The organism is Novimethylophilus kurashikiensis (assembly GCF_003112435.1).
GTDB classification, from domain to species: domain Bacteria; phylum Pseudomonadota; class Gammaproteobacteria; order Burkholderiales; family Methylophilaceae; genus Novimethylophilus; species Novimethylophilus kurashikiensis.
Genome location: NZ_BDOQ01000017.1, coordinates 1 through 17,557, shown reverse-complemented (window position 1 = coordinate 17,557; position 17,557 = coordinate 1). Strand labels below are relative to the sequence as shown.

At 55.9% G+C, this 17,557-nt stretch carries 16 protein-coding genes; 6 read left to right on the top strand and 10 right to left on the bottom strand.

Annotation, left to right across the window (positions count from 1 at the left end):
- Position 1: 1 nt before the first annotated feature.
- The 9 genes from NMK_RS14010 to NMK_RS18805 all read right to left on the bottom strand — a co-directional run bounded on the left by NMK_RS14010 (position 2) and on the right by NMK_RS18805 (position 8,913).
- Positions 2-1,189, bottom strand: coding sequence for a methyl-accepting chemotaxis protein (locus NMK_RS14010; RefSeq protein WP_181376296.1), 1,188 nt, complete (start codon positions 1,187-1,189; stop codon positions 2-4).
- A 246-nt stretch (positions 1,190-1,435) separates the two neighbouring features.
- Complete coding sequence (locus NMK_RS14005) at positions 1,436-1,780, bottom strand: ArsC family reductase (protein WP_109016389.1); 345 nt, start codon at positions 1,778-1,780, stop codon at positions 1,436-1,438.
- Between the two features lie 31 nt (positions 1,781-1,811).
- Positions 1,812-3,155 carry an alkaline phosphatase family protein gene (locus tag NMK_RS14000; protein ID WP_109016388.1) on the bottom strand — a complete coding sequence of 448 codons (1,344 nt, stop codon included), beginning with the start codon at positions 3,153-3,155 and terminating at the stop codon, positions 1,812-1,814.
- A 67-nt stretch (positions 3,156-3,222) separates the two neighbouring features.
- A complete protein-coding gene (dapD, locus tag NMK_RS13995; protein ID WP_109016387.1) occupies positions 3,223-4,050 on the bottom strand; it encodes a 2,3,4,5-tetrahydropyridine-2,6-dicarboxylate N-succinyltransferase in 828 nt (275 codons plus the stop codon).
- Between the two features lie 57 nt (positions 4,051-4,107).
- The gene (locus tag NMK_RS13990) at positions 4,108-4,707 is read right to left on the bottom strand and encodes a hypothetical protein (RefSeq protein ID WP_109016386.1); all 600 of its coding nucleotides are present in this window, start codon (positions 4,705-4,707) and stop codon (positions 4,108-4,110) included.
- A 72-nt stretch (positions 4,708-4,779) separates the two neighbouring features.
- Positions 4,780-5,616, bottom strand: coding sequence for a M48 family metallopeptidase (locus NMK_RS13985; RefSeq protein ID WP_227871513.1), 837 nt, complete (start codon positions 5,614-5,616; stop codon positions 4,780-4,782).
- A 65-nt stretch (positions 5,617-5,681) separates the two neighbouring features.
- Positions 5,682-6,140 carry an EF-hand domain-containing protein gene (locus NMK_RS13980; protein WP_109016385.1) on the bottom strand — a complete coding sequence of 153 codons (459 nt, stop codon included), beginning with the start codon at positions 6,138-6,140 and terminating at the stop codon, positions 5,682-5,684.
- 26 nt (positions 6,141-6,166) lie between these two features.
- Positions 6,167-8,050: a potassium transporter Kup gene (locus tag NMK_RS13975; protein WP_109016384.1), complete on the bottom strand. Its 1,884-nt coding sequence runs from the start codon at positions 8,048-8,050 to the stop codon at positions 6,167-6,169.
- 200 nt (positions 8,051-8,250) lie between these two features.
- Positions 8,251-8,913 carry a response regulator transcription factor gene (locus NMK_RS18805; RefSeq protein WP_227871512.1) on the bottom strand — a complete coding sequence of 221 codons (663 nt, stop codon included), beginning with the start codon at positions 8,911-8,913 and terminating at the stop codon, positions 8,251-8,253.
- Between the two features lie 100 nt (positions 8,914-9,013).
- On the opposite strand from NMK_RS18805, the gene NMK_RS13965 reads away from it, so the two are divergent.
- From NMK_RS13965 to NMK_RS13955, 3 genes are all read left to right on the top strand, one after another.
- On the top strand, positions 9,014-9,394 hold the full coding sequence (locus NMK_RS13965; RefSeq protein ID WP_109016383.1) for a hypothetical protein: 381 nt from the start codon (positions 9,014-9,016) through the stop codon (positions 9,392-9,394).
- Positions 9,395-9,466: 72 nt separating this feature from the next.
- Positions 9,467-11,635, top strand: a complete 2,169-nt coding sequence (locus NMK_RS13960; protein WP_109016382.1) for a type I secretion system permease/ATPase — start codon at positions 9,467-9,469, stop codon at positions 11,633-11,635.
- Positions 11,619-13,028 (top strand): HlyD family type I secretion periplasmic adaptor subunit, encoded by a 1,410-nt coding sequence (locus tag NMK_RS13955; RefSeq protein ID WP_109016381.1) that lies wholly within the window; start codon positions 11,619-11,621, stop codon positions 13,026-13,028. Before NMK_RS13960 ends, NMK_RS13955 begins: the two co-directional genes overlap by 17 nt.
- A 91-nt stretch (positions 13,029-13,119) precedes the next feature.
- On the opposite strand, the gene NMK_RS13950 is transcribed toward NMK_RS13955, so the two are convergent.
- Complete coding sequence (locus NMK_RS13950) at positions 13,120-14,043, bottom strand: transglycosylase SLT domain-containing protein (RefSeq protein WP_109016380.1); 924 nt, start codon at positions 14,041-14,043, stop codon at positions 13,120-13,122.
- A 301-nt stretch (positions 14,044-14,344) separates the two neighbouring features.
- Here NMK_RS13950 and NMK_RS13945 point away from each other — a divergent pair, with 301 nt between their 5' ends.
- The 3 genes from NMK_RS13945 to NMK_RS13935 all read left to right on the top strand — a co-directional run.
- Entirely contained in the window at positions 14,345-15,061 is a 717-nt protein-coding gene (locus tag NMK_RS13945; RefSeq protein ID WP_181376295.1) for a VCBS domain-containing protein, read from the top strand.
- Positions 14,967-15,686: a type I secretion C-terminal target domain-containing protein gene (locus tag NMK_RS13940; RefSeq protein ID WP_193861504.1), complete on the top strand. Its 720-nt coding sequence runs from the start codon at positions 14,967-14,969 to the stop codon at positions 15,684-15,686. The genes NMK_RS13945 and NMK_RS13940 overlap by 95 nt, the downstream gene beginning before the upstream one ends.
- 258 nt (positions 15,687-15,944) lie before the next feature.
- Positions 15,945-17,557, top strand: a 1,613-nt coding sequence (locus NMK_RS13935) for a retention module-containing protein (protein WP_146187216.1), incomplete at its 3' end; no start/stop codon positions are given.

Genomic DNA, 17,557 nt, shown 5'->3' with positions numbered 1-17,557 from the left:
ATTAGATTTTGAAACGTTGCACGGACAAGCGCAGGTCCGAAGCCAGCGTTTCCAGGTATTGCGATACGCTGGCGGCTTCATGGCTGGCTGCGGTGTTTTCCTGCGCCATGCTGGCGATATCCGCCATGCTTTGCACGGCTTCGCGGCTGTTGCGCGTTTGTTCCTGGGTCGCATCGGCAATGGCGCGCACACGATCCATGGTGCTGTGGGCGCCTTCACGAATGCTTTGCAACGCTTCTGCTGCCTCCAGGGCCATGCGAACACCGGATTCGGCCTGTTGGCGGCCTTCTTCCATGCCGGCGACGGCCGCTGATATTTCCTCGAGGATGCCGAGGATCATGCCGCCGATTTCGCCTGTGGCATTGGAGGTGCGCTCGGCAAGCTTGCGAACTTCATCAGCCACCACGGCGAACCCTCGTCCCGCTTCCCCGGCACGTGCGGCCTCGATGGCGGCGTTAAGCGCCAGTAGGTTGGTCTGGTCTGCAATGCCTCGAATGACATCGACGATGCCGCGAATTTCATCTGAGCGTTGCCCCATGGAGGACACCAGTTCGGTGAGGCTGATCATCGAGCCTTGGATGCGCTGCATTTCATCACCGGCAGCTTTGACGATGGCCGTGCCGTTTTCGGACAATTGACCGGCTTTTTCCGCGATGGCTTGCGACCGCTCAGCGGCTTCGGCTACTTGCGAAGCGCTGGCCTGCATGTGCTGCATGGACAGCGTCGATTTTTCCGAGAGCGCATTCTGGGCATTGGCCCCGGATACGACGCGCGAAGCCGCAGCGGCTAATTCGGACGACGCGCTGGCCACTTCTTCTGCAGCCGCATGGACATCCTTGATCAAACGTCCAGTTTCTCGTGCCATCTCGTTGAGGCGAACCGAAACCAGGCCGAATTCGTCGGGTGTGTCCAAATTGCTCCGTGCAGCCAAATCGCCTTCGGCCATCGCCTTGACGGCAGTCAGGATGTTCTCGATGGCTTGGCGAATGGAAAGGTAGAGGGCCAGGAAGGCGATGAGCCCGAGTGCCAGCATAAACGCGGCGATAACGAGCAGCGGTTGAGAAAACTGCGGCAGCCAATCGCGCAGGTAGATGAGTGCGGCGGGGGCCAGCAGAAACAGTACGCTAAGACTGAATTTATTTTTCAGTCGCAACCGGTGCATCAGGCCAATGGCGGGCGAAAGCAACATGAGACGATCCCTCGAATAACGGACATGCAACCCCATGGGTTTGTGGCCCATGGAAGAATTTTTGCCGGAGAGACGTCGTTGTCGATGGCCGCCGTTGGCCAAGTTAACCGGAGATACTGTGTTTATTAGCAAGCCCCATGCCACGCACGCCGTGGTGCTTGGCTCGCGGGCATTGCGACTTTGGATTGTAGGAAATGCCTTAAAAGTGTGCGTGCCGCCCTACATGGACGCACTTCTTTTGTGCCATTAAAAAAGCGCGGCGTAATCGCTCTCGCTAAAGCCCAATGCCAGCACCTTTCCATCCTTCTCCAAAACAGGGCGCTTGATGATGTTGGGTTTTTCCAGCATGAGCGCGGTGGCGGATGTGTCGTCCTGGATGTTTGCCTTAATATCGTCCGGCAACTTGCCCCAGGTCGGGCCGGTTTTCTTCAACAGCTTTTGCCAGCCAACTTGCTTCATCCATCCGGAGATCAGCGCTTCCGTTACGCCGTGCTTCTTGAAATCGTGGAATTCGTAGGGAATGTTGCGGCTGTCGAGATAGTGGCGTGCCTTCTTGACCGTGTCGCAGTTGGGAATGCCGTAGAGTTTCATGAAAGTCTGCTAGCTAAAAATTCTTATTTTATCAGTCAGGCGGTTGGTCGAAATCGAAAGCGCCGCTCAATCCGTCTGCATTTTCATCGCGGGTGCCCAGCGGCTGTAGCCCGAAGCGGGTTTCGATGAGCTTGAGGATGGAGGTCGTGTCGTATTCGGTATGGTCCACGTGGCTGCGTTTTGCCCACGGTGAGATCACCAACGTCGGTACGCGTGTCCCCGGCCCCCAACGGTCTTTAGCGGGCGGAGCGACGTGATCCCAGAAGCCGCCGTTTTCGTCATAAGTCACGATGACGACGGCGTTGTGCCAGAGTGGGCTTTTCTCGATGCGGCCCAGCAACTCGGCGATATGTTGTTCTCCCGCCATCAAGTCGGCGTATCCAGGATGCTCGTTCAACTCGCCGATAGGCTTGTAGAACGCCACTGCGGGCAGATGTCCGCTATCGATGCCGGACAAAAACTCCGCTTCGTCCTTGAGATGTTCTGCCCGGCCCGGTGTGCCTTCTGCGTAACGGCTGAAATAACCGAACGGTTGGTGATGAAACTGAAAGTCCGGCCCCGGATGGCCGTCGATTGCGGCTTGCCATCCGCCTGAATACCAAGCCCAGGCGATGCCATTTTCAGAAAGGCGGTCGCCGATGGTATCCATGGGCTGCAACGGTAGTCTTGCGGCTGGGGATGTGCCGAGCTTGAACGGGATGGTCGCGGGTTGCAGCGTGTTGACGGCATAGCCATCCGGGGTGACGGCGCCATCCTTGATCAGTCGTCCGTCTTTGTCGAGCACGGCCCGCATCGCTTCAGTAGCGTTATCGAATCGAGGTGTGCAGGCGCAAACCAGCCAGAAGTGGTTGAGAAAAGAGCCGCCGAATGCACCCTGGAAAAAATGATCTGCCAATGTGTAGCGCTGGGCATATTTCCGTAATGGAAGTGTCGATCCGTCGTAGTACCCCATGGCTAATCCACCGGCATCCGAAATCGCTGCAAACCGGTCGTTCAAGCCGCCGTGGATCTGCGCCTGGTTTTGATAAAAGCGGTGAACCAGATCGCCTGTTTTCTGCTCGGGCGGGACGTAGCGGTCGATGGGAAAAGGGCGATTGGGTAGATCGGATGGAAAACGCGAATCAAGTACGGCAGGCTTGTGTTCGGTATTCATCACCGGCGGCAAGCTGACATAAGGCTGGCCGTTCGGGTCGGTTTGTGGAGTCGGATGTTCAGGTAAGCCATCGGCGTTAGGGAATCGACCGTATAGGTTGTCGAAACCGTGGTTTTCCAGATAGATGACGATGATGTGCTGGACTTGTTCCAAGCCTTTTTGTGTTGTTTCAGCGAGGCAAGAGAGCGGCGAAAGCAGGGAAAGCAGAAGTAAAAAGCGCATGGCGGTTCCCGAAGTTTTTATCGGGAAACTACCATGCGCTTGTGACAGCGGAGTTAAAACGTGCGCTTTATACGCCGCGCAGCAACTCGTTGATGCCGACCTTGCCCAAGGTCTTTGCGTCGACCTTCTTGACGATCACAGCGCAGTAGAGGCTGTAGCTGCCGTCCTTGGAAGGCAGGTTGCCGCTCACCACGACGGAGCCGGCAGGCACGCGGCCGAAATGGATTTCACCGGTTTCGCGGTCATAGATCTTGGTCGATTGACCGATATAGACGCCCATGGAGATCACGCAGTTGTCTTCCACGACCACGCCTTCCACTACTTCGGAGCGTGCGCCGATGAAGCAGTTGTCGCCGATGATGGTGGGACCTGCTTGCACGGGTTCGAGCACGCCGCCAATGCCGACGCCGCCGCTCAAGTGTACGTTCTTACCGATCTGGGCGCAGGAGCCGACGGTGGCCCAGGTGTCGACCATGGTGCCTTCATCGACGAAGGCGCCGATGTTGACGTAGGAGGGCATCAGGACGACGTTCTTGCCGATGAAGGAACCGCGGCGGGCAACGGCGTTGGGTACTACGCGGAAACCGCCTGCCTTGAAGTCGGCTTCGGTGTAGTCGGCAAACTTGCTGGGCACCTTATCGAAATACTTGGTGCAGCCGCCGTCCAGCAGGCTGTTGTCTTCCAGGCGGAAGGACAGCAGCACGGCCTTCTTGATCCATTGGTGGGTTTCCCACTGCTGACTGTCGCCGATGCGGGTGGCTACGCGCAGGCGGCCTGCGTTGAGTTCTTCCAGCACCGTGAACACGGCGTCCTTCACCTGTTTGTCGGCGTTGGCGGGGTTGATGTTGGCGCGGTTCTCGAACGCGGTTTCGATAATGGATTGCAATTCCTGCATGGTCGGCCCTAACGAACTTGAAAAAAACGCAATTTTACTTGAGTTCGCGTTTATTCGTCAGTCTTTGAATTTGCGGATGTTTTCCAGCTCGCGGCGAAAACTTTCCGCGTCGCCATAGTCCACGAAATAGCCATAGCGCGAATGCGCTGCAAGCACATGACGTGCATGCTTGATGGGGCACCAGTATTGCTCGGTGCGGCCGATGATTTCCTTGATGTACGAAATGAGCCCATTGCCGTAGGAGCAATAGAGGCAATTGAGCTTTTCCAACAAGTTGAGGTAGGCGAGATGCTGGTGGTCGAAAACCATGAAATCGCTGCGCTTGACTTTGGGAATGCGCAGGAGTGGGAAACAAACGGCGTGATAAAGGCTGACCAGAATATCCAGCACGACCAGTGCCGGAAATACGGCATAGATAAAGGGGGCGACGACAACATGCTGCCACTTGGGGAACAGCACATAGCGGAACAGGTTGATCTTGAAACGGCGGTGTTGCAGGCGGATTGCTTGTTCGAAGCGAACCTTGTGTCCGATGAGGCGGTAGTTGAGATGTTCGCGGGCTCGATCGAGTTCGGACTCTAGTTCGAGTTCGAGCGCTTTGATGCGGTCGACAAGGTCGTTGATGCGGTCGACAAGGTCGTTGATGCGTTTGTTCATGATCCCGCCTAGCGGTGCGATGGCCGGAGCGTAGCATGAGCGCTCCGGCTGTGCATCAGATGGCAGTATCGATCAGTGTTTCTGTTTGGACTGCTCGTACAGCGGCATGACGGTCGGAATCAGCCGTTGGATATCGGCCATGCGGGACGCATCGGAAGGGTGGGTGCTCAGCAGTTCTGGCGGTTTGCCGCCACCGACCTTGGACATCTTCTCCCACAACGAGAGGGCCGCATTGGGGTTGTAGCCGGCGCGTGCGGCGAGTTCAAGGCCGATCTCGTCGGCTTCGTGCTCGTCTCGACGACTGTGCGGCAGTGTCAGGGATACGGCGGCTACCTGGCTTCCCAGCGCCATCGTGGCGTTGGCGTTGTTGGAATCCTTGGTCGTGACGCCGACAATGGCTGCCAGGCCGACCAGGCCGATCTGCTGCGCATAAGCTTCGGACATCTGCTCGCGGCTGTGCTCGCGCAAGGCATGGGCGATTTCGTGGCCCATGACCGCGGCGAGTTCGTCGTCGCTGGGTTTCAGCTGGTCGATGAGGCCGGTGTACACCATGATCTTGCCGCCGGCCATGCAGTAGGCGTTAACCTCCTTGCTTTCCTGCACGTTGATTTCCCACTTCCAATTGGCAGCGTCGGGCCTGAACACAGCGGTTTGCGGAATCAGGCGCTCGGCAATAGCGCGGACGCGGCTGGTCTCTGTGGCGTTGGTATTCAAGGCCTTCTTGGATTCGGCCTGGCGCAAGGTCTGCACGTAGCTTTGTGCCGACATCGATTCGACCTGCTTTTCGGACAGCAACATATATTGTTTGCGTTGCACGCCGACAGCACCGGATTTGGTAGTCTGGACGGGTGTGCAGCCGCTTGCGAAGAATCCCGCGGCAAGCAGCACGGCTATGATTTTTTTATTCATCTTCATATACATTCGGCAATCAATGGCAAGGGAATCGGAGCGCAGTTGGGCGCTCCTGATTCATATTACTTGTTAGCGTGGTCTTTCATGTACTGGTGAATTTCCTCGCGGTCGACAGTGCCGTCCTTGTCGGCGTCGATGGCGTCGAAATTCTTGGAAACGTGCGGCAGCTTCTTCGCTTCTTCACGATCCAGCGTGCCGTCGTTGTCCTTGTCGGCTTTATTGAAGGCTTGCGTGCCTTTTTCGTGCATGCCGGTCTTGTGGCTGCATTTGCGCTTGCACGCAGCGATTTCTTCCTTGGACAGCTTGCCGTCGTGGTTGGTGTCCATTTCGTCGAAGTTCTGCTGGTGTACGGCTTCAGCTTCTTCCTTGTCGATGAAACCGTCGCCGTTCTTATCGGCCTTGGACAAATCCATGCGGTGATTGCGTGTGCAATGGTCCCCATCGGAACCGTCGTGGTTGGCCATGGCCAACGGCGAGAATGCCAGCATCGCGGATAGGGTGAAAATGCCAATTTTATTCATTGTTGCCTCCCTGTTTTGATGAAAAATTAGAGTGCGACTTGAGCGCCCAGTTCCACCACCCGGTTGGGCGGAAGTTTGAAATGGTTGGTCACGCTGTCTGCATTGCGGAACATCGTAATGAAGAGTTTTTCGCGCCAGAACGCCATTTCCGAATCGCGGCGGGCGATGACGGTTTCCTTGCCGATGAAGAATGATGTATCCATGACATCGAGTTGCAAGCCGTAATCGGCACACGCTTCGAGTTCATGCGGCAAATCGGGCTCGTCCTTGAAACCGTAGCTCACGGTTACACGATAAAAACCGTGACCGAGGTTCTGCACGGTCACGCGCTCCTTGCCTGGTACATGGGGAATATCTTCCACCTTGACCGTGACCAGCACGACCTGTTCGTGCAGCACCTTGTTGTGCTTGAGGTTATGCAGCATGGCATGCGGCACGCCATGAGGATTGGGCGTCATGAAGATGGCCGTGCCTTGAACGCGGGTCGGCGGGTGTGCGCTGATCGCCTCGATGAAGGGCTCCAAGTCCATGGCGTCGTCCTTGAGACGCTTGTAAAGCAGCTGGCGTCCGCTCTTCCAGGTGGTCATGACGGTGAAAATGATGACGCCCATGAGGATGGGAAACCACCCGCCGGCGGGAATTTTGAGCACGTTGGCGCCGAAAAATCCCAGATCGACCGACAGGAAAACCGACACCACGGCGATGGTACGCAACCGACTCCAGCCCCAGAGACCGTTGAAAATAATCGCTGAAAGAATGGATGTGATCACCATGTCGCCGGTCACCGCAATGCCGTAGGCCGCGGCCAGGCGGCTGGAGGATTCGAAACCGATGACCAGGGCCATGACGGCGATCATGAGCGTCCAATTGACGCGAGGCAGGTAGATTTGACCGACTTCACTTTCGGAAGTGTGCTGGACCAGCATGCGGGGCAAATAGCCCAATTGCAGCGCCTGGCGGGAGACTGAAAACGCGCCTGAAATCACTGCTTGCGATGCGATGACGGTGGCGGCGGTGGAGAGAAACACCAGCGGAATCAAGAGCCAATCCGGCGCCATCAGGTAGAACGGATTCTTGATGGATTCCGGGTTGTGCAGGATTTCGGCACCCTGGCCGAAGTAATTGAGCATCAATGCCGGCAGCACGAAGCCGAACCAGGCGATGCGAATGGGGCGTCGGCCGAAATGGCCCATGTCAGCGTACAGCGCTTCGCCGCCGGTGACCGCGAGGACTACGGCGCCCAGTGCTAAAAAGGCAAGATCGCCGTTACGCGTGAAAAAGTGGAAGGCATAGATGGGATTGACGGCAGCCAATACATCCGGGGCCTCGAGAATCTTGATGAGACCGAGCACGGCGAGGGTGGCGAACCATACCACCATGATGGGACCGAACAGTCCGCCGATCAGGGCGGTGCCGCGACGTTGGACCAGGAATAATCCCAGCAGGACGACTAATGTGGTGGGAACGACCAGGTGCGAAAATGCCGGGGTGGCGATTTCCATGCCTTCAACGGCCGAAAGCACCGAAATGGCCGGGGTGATCATGCCGTCGGCGTAAAACATGCAGGCCCCGAGAATCCCGACCAGCATGATGAAACGCTGCTTGGCGGCGTCATCTCCAGCTTGCCGCGAGGCCAGTGCGATCAAGGCCATGATGCCGCCTTCGCCCCTATTGTCCGCCCGCATCACGAAGCCCACGTACTTGACCGACACCACCATGATGAGCGACCACAACACAAGCGACAAAATGCCCAGCACATTGTCCGGTGTGATCGGCACGGGATGGTGCGTGCCGGCGAACACCTCCTTCATGGTGTAGAGCGGACTGGTGCCGATGTCTCCGTAAACGACGCCTAGTGCGGCGAGAGAAAGTGCTGCGAGGCGGCTGTTGCTTTCGGAGTGTGTCGACATAGGCAAAAATCTCTTAAGTCCGGCAGGTCAGCAGGGCTGGATAGCCAATAGACGATTTCTGTAACGGATTTCGCAAGCAGCGATGGCTGCGCAAGATGAGAAATGATTGAACGTGGTTCATCGGCGGACGTAAGTTTATCACCAGATTCATGCGCCAAGCATAAATTCGGTGATGCAGGTCCGAAAACGGATTGCCGGGGTTACTCTGCCATGGCGCGATTGGCGAGCAGCGCGAGTTGCAGGCGGTCGTTGACTTTGAGCTTTTGAAAGATGATGGAGAGGTGCGCCTTTACCGTGCGATCGGTAATGTTGAGTTCCCGGGCAATGATCTTATTGCTGTCGCCCTTGGCGACGAGATTGACGATTTCGCGCTCTCGCGGGGTCAGCCCAGCCATGCTGGCGTGATGATCGCTGCCGTTATGATTTTTTGCATTCTGTTCGGCCTGAGTGTTGCTCTCCCAGCGTTTCAGGCGTTGCAGAAGTTGAGGCAACGCTGCGCTGGAAATCCATACGCCGCCATCCTCAACTGTGGCGAGAATCTGCCGTATTTTGTCAGGGAGCAGGTTGGGGCCGCAGCTGCCGGCTGCACCGGCTGCCAGCGCCGAAAGCTCGTTTTCCGGCGAGAGCTGTTCCGTCAGCAGCAGTATCTTGATATCGGGATTGGTACGTTTGAGATGAGCGAGTCCTGCCGGGCCTTTGAAGTCTGCAACGTTGGTGTCGATGAGGGCAAGTCCCTTACCAGAAGTGGCGCCTCGCCAAGTCAACTCGGCAAAATTGGGGAGCAATTGTGCGTTTCCGTTTTCTTGCAGCGCCGACCAGAAATGATCGATCAGAGCTGGATTCTTGCTGACGAGGAAATTCATCAGGTTACTGCTCCATTTTTAGATAAGGGCGGCCAAACCATGCTGGCAGAAATGAACCGGTGGAACAGGCTCTTAAGCACATTATTAAAACAATGCTATCATGAATGATAATAAATTTTACAAGGTTGACAATATGCCTTATGTCAGCAGGGATGCAGGGGGCGCGGTAAGCGGGATCTTCCTTAAGCCTAGTCAAGCCGTGTCGGAATTTCTTCCCAACGACCATCCAGATATCCTCACCTTTTTCGGCGGTGTATTGCCCGAAAGCGTCAAATCAAGCCCGCTCAGCGAACTGACGCATTCCGACATCGCCTTCGTTCGCGTGATCGAGGACGTCGTCGACCTCCTGATCCACAAGAATCTCCTCACCTTTACCGAGTTACCAGAAAAAGCCCGCGAGAAAATCCTCAGCCGCCGCGATGCGCGTGGTCGTCTTGCCGGTTCCAACGATCTTGTGGTGCCCGACGAGGGGTTGCTGTAGCTCCCTTGAGGCGGGTGCTGTAAGCCTAGCCATGATTTATTAACGACGCGTTACAACATTTTAGGATCGCTCATGTCTGCCAACAATAACGAGGCCTCATGGAATATTCCTCGGGATGCATTGCTTCCCGACGATCCGCTGACTAATTGCCTGGTGCTGTTGACCCGGCTCCAGCATCGGCCATTTTCTCCCCAAACCCTGACAGCAGGCCTGCCGCTCGAGTCTTCCAGGCTTACACCGGAGCTTTTTCCCCGTGCTGCGGCGCGCGCTGGTCTCACGGCCAAGATTCTGAAGCGGCCAATAGAAAAAATTGCCGACATCACGCTGCCGGTCGTGCTGCTGCTTAAGGGTGGCGGCGCCACTATCTTGATGCGTAATGCTGCCAATGGGCGCGTGCGCTTGCTGAGCCCCGATGCCGGCGCCGGCGATATCGAGGTATCTTTGGAAGAAATCCAGGCGCAATACACCGGTTTCGCGATTTTCGTGAAACAGGCATTCCGCTTCGATAGCCGTTCCGACATCAGCTTTATCCCGCGTCCGACCAGTTGGTTCTGGGATACGGTCAAGATGGCGTGGCCTATTTATGCCGAAGTGCTGATGGCTTCGCTGCTGATCAACCTGTTTGCGCTCGCAGTGCCGCTGTTCACCATGAACGTGTACGACCGCGTCGTACCCAACCACACCTTCGAAACCTTGTGGGTGCTGGCGATCGGTGTCATGGCGGTCTACGTGTTCGATTTCGTCATGCGCGGCCTGCGCGGCTATTTCATCGATATTGCCGGTAAGAAGATCGATGTGATTCTCTCTGCCAATATCTTCGAGAAAATCCAGTCCATCCGTATGGAGGCGCGGCCTGCCTCAGTCGGCGCAATTGCCAGCAGCGTGCAGGAGTTCGAATCATTCCGCGACTTCATCACGTCGGCCACCATTACAACGCTGGTCGATTTGCCGTTCCTGCTGATTTTCCTGTTCATCATATGGTGGCTGGGCGGCTTGACCGTGATTCCGGTGCTTGTCGCGGTGCCGCTGATCCTGATCATTTCGTTCTTTGCCCAGCGAGCGCTCGGCAAGGTGATTGCTGAAACCTTCCGTACATCCTCGCAACGTCAGGCGACCTTGATCGAAACCCTGACCGGCCTTGAGACCATCAAATCCATCGGTGCCGAAGCGCCGATGCAGCGCCGTTGGGAGCAACTGATCGGGCATCTGGGCAAGTTGAGCCTCAAGGCGCGCATCCTGTCGTCTGTGACGGTCAATGCCGCCACCTTCATCCAGCAACTGGCGACGGTGGGTGTGGTCGTGGTTGGGGTTTACCTGATCGCCGACAAGGAAATGACGATGGGCGCGCTGGTCGCCTGTAGCCTCCTTACAGGTCGAGCATTGGCGCCGCTGTCGCAGGTGGCATCGCTGCTGACACGCTTCCACCACGCTAAAGCTGCGCTTGAAGGCATCAACCGTATGATGGCGCTGCCTGTGGAGCGTGAACCCGGCAAGAACTTCGTCAATCGCCAGACCTTCAAGGGCGAGATCGAATTCAAGAACGTCACATTCAATTATCCAGGCCAGCAAGTCTCTGCCTTGCAGAATGTGTCGTTCCATATCCAACCGGGTGAACGGGTTGGTGTGATCGGTCGTATCGGCTCCGGCAAGACGACGCTGGAAAAATTGATCCTCGGTCTGTATCAGCCGACTGAAGGCTCGGTTTGGATCGATGGCGTGGATATCCGTCAAATTGATCCGGCAGAGCTGCGCAAGAGCATCGGCTACGTCCCGGATGAACCCTTGCTGTTCTTCGGCTCGGTGAAAGACAACATCGTGTTGGGTGCGCCCTATGTCGATGACCTGGCGGTGTTGCGTGCGGCGGAAATTTCCTGCGCGGCCGAGTTCATCAACCGCCATCCGCAGGGCTTCGACATGCCGATCGGTGAGCGCGGTCAAGGCTTGTCCAGCGGTCAGAAACAGACGGTTGCCGTGGCGCGGGCATTGTTGCTCGATCCGCCCATCATGCTGCTGGACGATCCGAGTAACTCCTTGGATAACCGCAGCGAGGACAATCTCAAGAACAAGTTGATGCAACACACTGCAGGCAAGACCTTCATCCTCATTACCCACCGTGCTTCGATGCTGTCGCTCGTCAATCGCCTCATCGTGGTCGATAACGGACGCATCGTTGCTGACGGTCCGAAGGATCAGGTTCTGGAAGCCTTGGCAGGGGGGAAACTACATGTCGCAAAAAACTGATACCAACGTGGCTGAACCCGTCATGGAGCTGGTGCAGCCCGCGCCACAGCCGCCCAAGAAACCGGAAGTGGTCAATCCGGCCGATCTGGATTTGCTCTCCGACAGCAATGCGGCATTGTTCCAATCTACGCCGCACTTCGCTTCGATGATCACCAAGGGCGTCCTGGCCTTCATCCTGGTGTTTTTCGTCTGGGCCTATTTTGCGCAGATCGATGAAATCACGGTGGGCGAAGGCAAGGTGATTCCTTCCAGTCAGGTGCAGGTGATCCAGAACCTGGAAGGCGGCATTGTGTCTGCGATTCCGGTCAAGGTCGGCGATCTGGTCCACAAAGGCGATATCGTGATGAGATTGGATCCGACACGCTTTTCGTCCTCCTTGGGCGAAACGCAGGCCAAGCACGATGCGCTAGTCGCCAAGGTGGCGCGACTGGAGGCCGAGTCTACCGGGCAAGCATTCCAGGCACCGGCCGACTTGCTCAAGACCAACCCTCAGTTGATCAGCGAAGAACGCATGCTAATGGTCAACCGCCAGCAGGAACTTGAAACTGCCCTCACTGTGCTGCGCCAGCAGGCCGATCAGCGCCAGCAAGAAGTCAGCGAGAAAAAGGCACGGGTCAAGCAACTGGAAGAAAGCTACAACCTGGTCAGCCAGGAACTCAAGATGAGTAAGCCCCTGGCTGCGCAGGGTGTGATGTCGGACGTGGAAATCCTTCGACTCGAACGCCAGCTGAGCGACGTCAAAGGCGAAATGGACGAGGCCCGTCTGGCCATTCCGCGACTGGAGCAAGCTATCGGCGAGGCAAAGTCCAAGATTTCAGCTTCCATTGCGAAATTCCGTTCCGATGCGGCAAACGATCTCAATACCGCCCGTGCCGAACTGGCAAGCACAAGCGCAACCAGCATTGCAGCGGTCGACCGCCTGACCCGTACTGAAGTGCGCGCTCCGGTCACCGGTTTTATCAAGCAGCTTAAAGTAACGACGGTAGGCGGCGTGATCCAGCCAGGCATGGAAGTCATGGAAATCGTGCCCTTGGAAGATACGTTGCTGATCGAAACCAAGATTCGTCCCTCCGACGTCGGCTTTATTCGTCCAGGACAGGAGGCAACGGTCAAGATCACAGCTTACGACTTTTCCATTTTCGGCGGCCTGGATGCCGAAGTGGAAAACATCACGGCAGACACCATTACCACCGAAAAAGGCGACAAGTCGGAGAGCTTCTACCTGGTGCGCGTACGGACGAAATCAACGACGTTCAGCGCCAGCAAGAAGAAACTACCGATTATGCCTGGCATGATGGCGACAGTGCATATTCGTACGGGTAAGAAAACTATCCTGCAATACCTGCTCAAGCCCATCATCAAGGCCAAGTCGGATGCGCTGAGAGAGCGCTAAGACTTAAGCGTTAATCGGCAAAGAAAAACGCCGCCCTTCGAAAGAAGAGGCGGCGTTTTGTTTTTGATGGTTTAGTTTGCGACGTTAAGAATTAGCCTGCACGCGTGATCACTGGGGAAGGCAGAGTGAACTTCTCGTCGTAAGGGTGGGATTGGTGCTGGTAAAGCTCCATCACGCGCTTCACGTAATTCTTGGTTTCTGGGTAAGGCGGCACACCCTTGTAGCGGTCCACGGCTTTTTCTCCGGCATTGTAAGCCGCTGCTACGAGCGCCACATTCCCGCGATAGTAGGAGAGTAGCCAACGCAAATAGCGAATGCCGCCCTTGATGTTCTGGGCCGCATCGAAAGCGTTCTTGATGTTGAAACGCTCCGCAGTTTCGGGAATGAGTTGCATCAGGCCCATTGCGGCCTTGGGTGATTGGGCCTTGGTTTCGAAGTTGGACTCGACGGCGATAATTGCAAGCACCAGTTTTGGATCGACGCTGTACCACATCGCCAAGGTGTCCACTAGATCGATAATCCAGCGCTTGTTGTCAGGAAGCGATGCCACATGACGCTCGATATTCGTCATTGCGAGATCGCGTTCGTAGACCACCTTGGGCGGACGTTCAGGCAGCGCTTCGCTGGTTACGCAAGCCGGTAATTCGGAGGACGTGAGGTTGATGGTTTCCAGCATGTTCTGAGCTTCGGCATGTCCCTGGTTAGCCGCCATCGAGAACATGGCTGCCGCCAGGGCTTTATTCGCCGGCACGCCCTTGCCGAAGGCGTAGAGCATGCCCAGCCGATACTGGGCTTCGATGCTACCCAGACGCGAGGCCTCGCAATAATTGACCGCTGCCTGCCAGACATTTTCCGGATCCTCGGCGCCCGCTTCGTAGCGCTCTGCCATATATAACAAGGCATGGATTTTCGGCGGTTCATCAGGGATGGGGGTGTCGGCGATGGCCAACCCTGTGGTGGCAGAGTTAATCGTCGCTACATAGCCGAGCGAAACCAAAAGAGAGCGCATATTCATAAGAATTATCTTACGCCCGAGCTTGGGGTTTGAAAATAGACGATTTGACTACCGCTTTTCCCCTATGAGCAGGTAAGGAAATGCTGACGTACCGAGGTACGATTGGCCCGGTTTTAAGCGTTATTTATAGTTCGCCAAAGCTGTTTTCATAGTGATGGTTAAGTCTTTTCTAAGGGGAAACTTAAAGTGGCGAACGAAACAACAACAAAAACAGTAGCTTCCGGCACGCATTTGAATGCTGCAGGAACGGTAAAGACCGTCATCGGGCTGGTGAAGGCCATTGATGTCAACGGTAACGAGCGTGTTCTTCAAACCGGCGACCATCACGGTCACCGGCACCAACGACGCCCCGGTGATCACCAGCTCCGCCAATGATGCCGTTGGTGCCGTGAAGGAAGACACCACGACCTCCGTGAGCGGTCAGCTGAGCGCCAGCGACGTGGACAACGGAGCCACCCAGACCTGGAGCATCAACGAAGCCGAAGGCGGTCCGTCTGCCGCAGGCCAGTACGGTTCTCTGACGGTTGACGCACAGACCGGCGCCTGGACCTACACGCTGAACAACGATGCCAAGAACGTCCAATCCCTGGCAGCTGGCGAAAGCCACGACGAAACGTTCACGGTACGTGTGACGGACGATCAGGGTGCGACGGCTGAACAGACCGTGACCATCACGGTCACCGGCACCAACGACGCCCCGGTGATCACCAGCTCCGCCAATGATGCCGTTGGTGCCGTGAAGGAAGACACCACGACCTCCGTGAGCGGTCAGCTGACCGCCAGCGACGTGGACAACGGAGCCACCCAGACCTGGAGCATCAATGAAGCCGAAGGCGGTCCGTCTGCCGCAGGCCAGTACGGCTCGCTGACGGTTGACGCACAGACCGGCGCCTGGACCTACACGCTGAACAACGATGCCAAGAATGTCCAATCCCTGGCGGCTGGCGAAAGCCACGACGAAACGTTCACGGTATGCGCAAAACAGCGATGGTTCCTACTCAATCCCGCTGAACGATAGCCATGTGTCGGTCGATGCCAAGACTGGGACTGTTTCTGTTAGCGATTTGTCTGTGACGGTATCGACAGACGTGCATTCCTTCAAGATCACTGCTACCGCGACAGCTCAGGATGGCACGGCTGCACCAGCCTCTAATTCTGATACGGTGCACGTGGTTTCCGGCACTGTTGGCGACGATGCATTGCAGGCTGGCACGGGTGACTCCATCCTGGTCGGTGGCGCTGGCAACGATACCTTGGTCGGTGGCGCTGGAAATGACATCTTAGTAGGCAGCAGCGGGGATGATCTACTCACCGGCGGCAAGGGTAGCAATGCTTTTGTCTGGAAATCCGGCGAAACCGGGTCGGATACCATCACCGACTTCAAGGTGGGTGACGGCGGTGATGTGCTGAATTTGTCCGATGTGCTGCACGGTGAGCATTCCAATGCTGCTTCGCTGGATAACTATCTCACGTTCAGTATCAATAAGAGTGGAGATACTGTTATCAGTATTCATGCCGATGGAGCAGGCTCAGCTGTGACGCAGACCATTACTCTCCAAGGGGTTGATCTGGTTACCGGACATGACAGTACCAGCATCATTAATAACTTGCTCGGCCACGGTAATCTCAAGGCTGACGCATAACGCTTATAACAACAACAAAAAGGGTAGCAACTTCTACAGGCGCCTTTGGCGCCTGTTTTTTTATCAGCGCTGTAGAAGTGTCCCTACAGGCGGCTCATGGGATAATGACGGGAGTAGGAAAACATCCAATTGAAGATAATCGTGTCCTAGTACCAAAGTACAATGGAGTCTCGAATTGCTGTGCTCTAGTATCCCATCATCATGTAGGGATAGCCTTACATTCGGTTAACTTGAACTGTAGGAATAGGGGAGAGCATCATGGCAACAGAAACCAAATCAGTCGCTTCCGGCACCCATCTCACCTCCATCGGCACCGTCAAGGCTGTAGTCGGCCTTGTCAAGGCTGTGGACCAAAACGGAAACGAGCGAGTACTCCAAGCTGGTGATACCGTCTTTGCCAATGAAACCATCGTTACTGCCGGCGATGGCACCGTCCTCATCGAATTCCAGGACGGCACTCACCTCGACCTCCCGCATTCTGCCCATATCGTCCTCGATGCTGACGTCTATGCTCCGAAGGAAAATGTCGAGCAAAAAGCCGAAGACGAAGCCGCACGAATCGAAAAAGCCATTGCAGAAGGCCGCGATCCTTCCATCGTTACCGATGCTGCCGCTGCCGGTGGTACTGGTGGGGATGAAGGCTCTTCCACGCCGTTAGTGATCGATTTCAACAACACGCAAGGCAATGTGAACAGCGGCTTCCCAACTGGGCCTGTTTCTCAGACATTTGCATCGGCAGCTGAAATTCTCCAACCTACCGTGCCGACTGCAGCGCCCACCGCGTCTGTAGGCGTTACCGTAGGCGTGAGCACAGGTGGTGGCGATGGCGGCGGCGTGATCATTCTGCCTCCCGGCACCGTTGTTCCTGTTGGTGGCCCGAGTGCTGCAAATATTATCGAGGGCTCCGATGGTGGTTCTCGTACTGTCACCTTCTTGATTACGCTGGATCAACCCGCCACCACGCCTGTTACGATCACTTACACCATCGTTCCTATCACGGCGACAAATCCTGGTGACTATTTTGACGGCGCAACAACCCGCACCATCACCATTCCTGCCGGCTCTCCCGGCTTCACTGTGACTGAAAACATCGTTCAGGATCAGTACATCGAAGCCAACGAAACCTTCAAGATCGTTCTCAGCAATCCGATCGGCGTGACCCTGGCGAACGATACTGCCACGGTCACGATTGTCGACGACGATAAGGCTGTCAACGATGTTGCTACCGTGCAAGAAGGTACATATTTGACCGAGTCTGGAGATGGCGTCGTCGCCGCTCCTAATACCGTTCAGGGTAATGTTCTGACCAACGATCCGGTAAGCCCTGACGAAACTTCCTTCGTCACCAATCCTGGAACCTACACCACTGCCTTGGGTGGCACTTTAGTGCTGAACGCAGACGGAAGCTACACTTACACTGCTCCTGCACACGTCGATAACTCCGGCCCCAATCCTGTGGTCGACACCTTCACCTACACCATGGGTACCAGCGGTGGCGGCGCATCTTCTGCTCAGCTGAATATCACGATTACGGATACTGGGCCTGTTGCTGTTAACGATGGACCTGTTGGTGTCAAGGAAGATGATGCGCAAGCTAATTCAGTTAGCGGCAATGTACTCACAAATGATTCGACTGGTGCGGATGTTCCCGTCACTGTTAATTGGGCAGCCAGTGAAACAAATATCTCCGACTACGGAACCTTGACCCTGAACAAAGATGGTACTTATAGCTTTGTATTAGACAACACCAAGCAAGCTACTCAAGCATTGGCCGAAGGTCAGCAGCTTACTTACCAGTTCACCTATACCGTTACTGATGCCGATGGCACGACGAGTAATCCGGCTGTATTGACCATCACGATCAACGGTAC

Coding starts and splice junctions, on each gene's coding strand:
- NMK_RS18805 (WP_227871512.1), bottom strand. CDS start 8,913: ATGAATTTCCTCGTCAGCAAGAATCCAGCTCTGATCGATCATTTCTGG.
- NMK_RS13985 (WP_227871513.1), bottom strand. CDS start 5,616: ATGAATAAAAAAATCATAGCCGTGCTGCTTGCCGCGGGATTCTTCGCA.
- NMK_RS13960 (WP_109016382.1), top strand. CDS start 9,467: ATGTCTGCCAACAATAACGAGGCCTCATGGAATATTCCTCGGGATGCA.
- dapD (WP_109016387.1), bottom strand. CDS start 4,050: ATGCAGGAATTGCAATCCATTATCGAAACCGCGTTCGAGAACCGCGCC.
- NMK_RS13990 (WP_109016386.1), bottom strand. CDS start 4,707: ATGAACAAACGCATCAACGACCTTGTCGACCGCATCAACGACCTTGTC.
- NMK_RS13940 (WP_193861504.1), top strand. CDS start 14,967: ATGTCCAATCCCTGGCGGCTGGCGAAAGCCACGACGAAACGTTCACGG.
- NMK_RS14000 (WP_109016388.1), bottom strand. CDS start 3,155: ATGCGCTTTTTACTTCTGCTTTCCCTGCTTTCGCCGCTCTCTTGCCTC.
- NMK_RS14010 (WP_181376296.1), bottom strand. CDS start 1,189: ATGTTGCTTTCGCCCGCCATTGGCCTGATGCACCGGTTGCGACTGAAA.
- NMK_RS13955 (WP_109016381.1), top strand. CDS start 11,619: ATGTCGCAAAAAACTGATACCAACGTGGCTGAACCCGTCATGGAGCTG.
- NMK_RS13950 (WP_109016380.1), bottom strand. CDS start 14,043: ATGAATATGCGCTCTCTTTTGGTTTCGCTCGGCTATGTAGCGACGATT.
- NMK_RS13980 (WP_109016385.1), bottom strand. CDS start 6,140: ATGAATAAAATTGGCATTTTCACCCTATCCGCGATGCTGGCATTCTCG.
- NMK_RS14005 (WP_109016389.1), bottom strand. CDS start 1,780: ATGAAACTCTACGGCATTCCCAACTGCGACACGGTCAAGAAGGCACGC.
- NMK_RS13975 (WP_109016384.1), bottom strand. CDS start 8,050: ATGTCGACACACTCCGAAAGCAACAGCCGCCTCGCAGCACTTTCTCTC.
- NMK_RS13965 (WP_109016383.1), top strand. CDS start 9,014: ATGAATGATAATAAATTTTACAAGGTTGACAATATGCCTTATGTCAGC.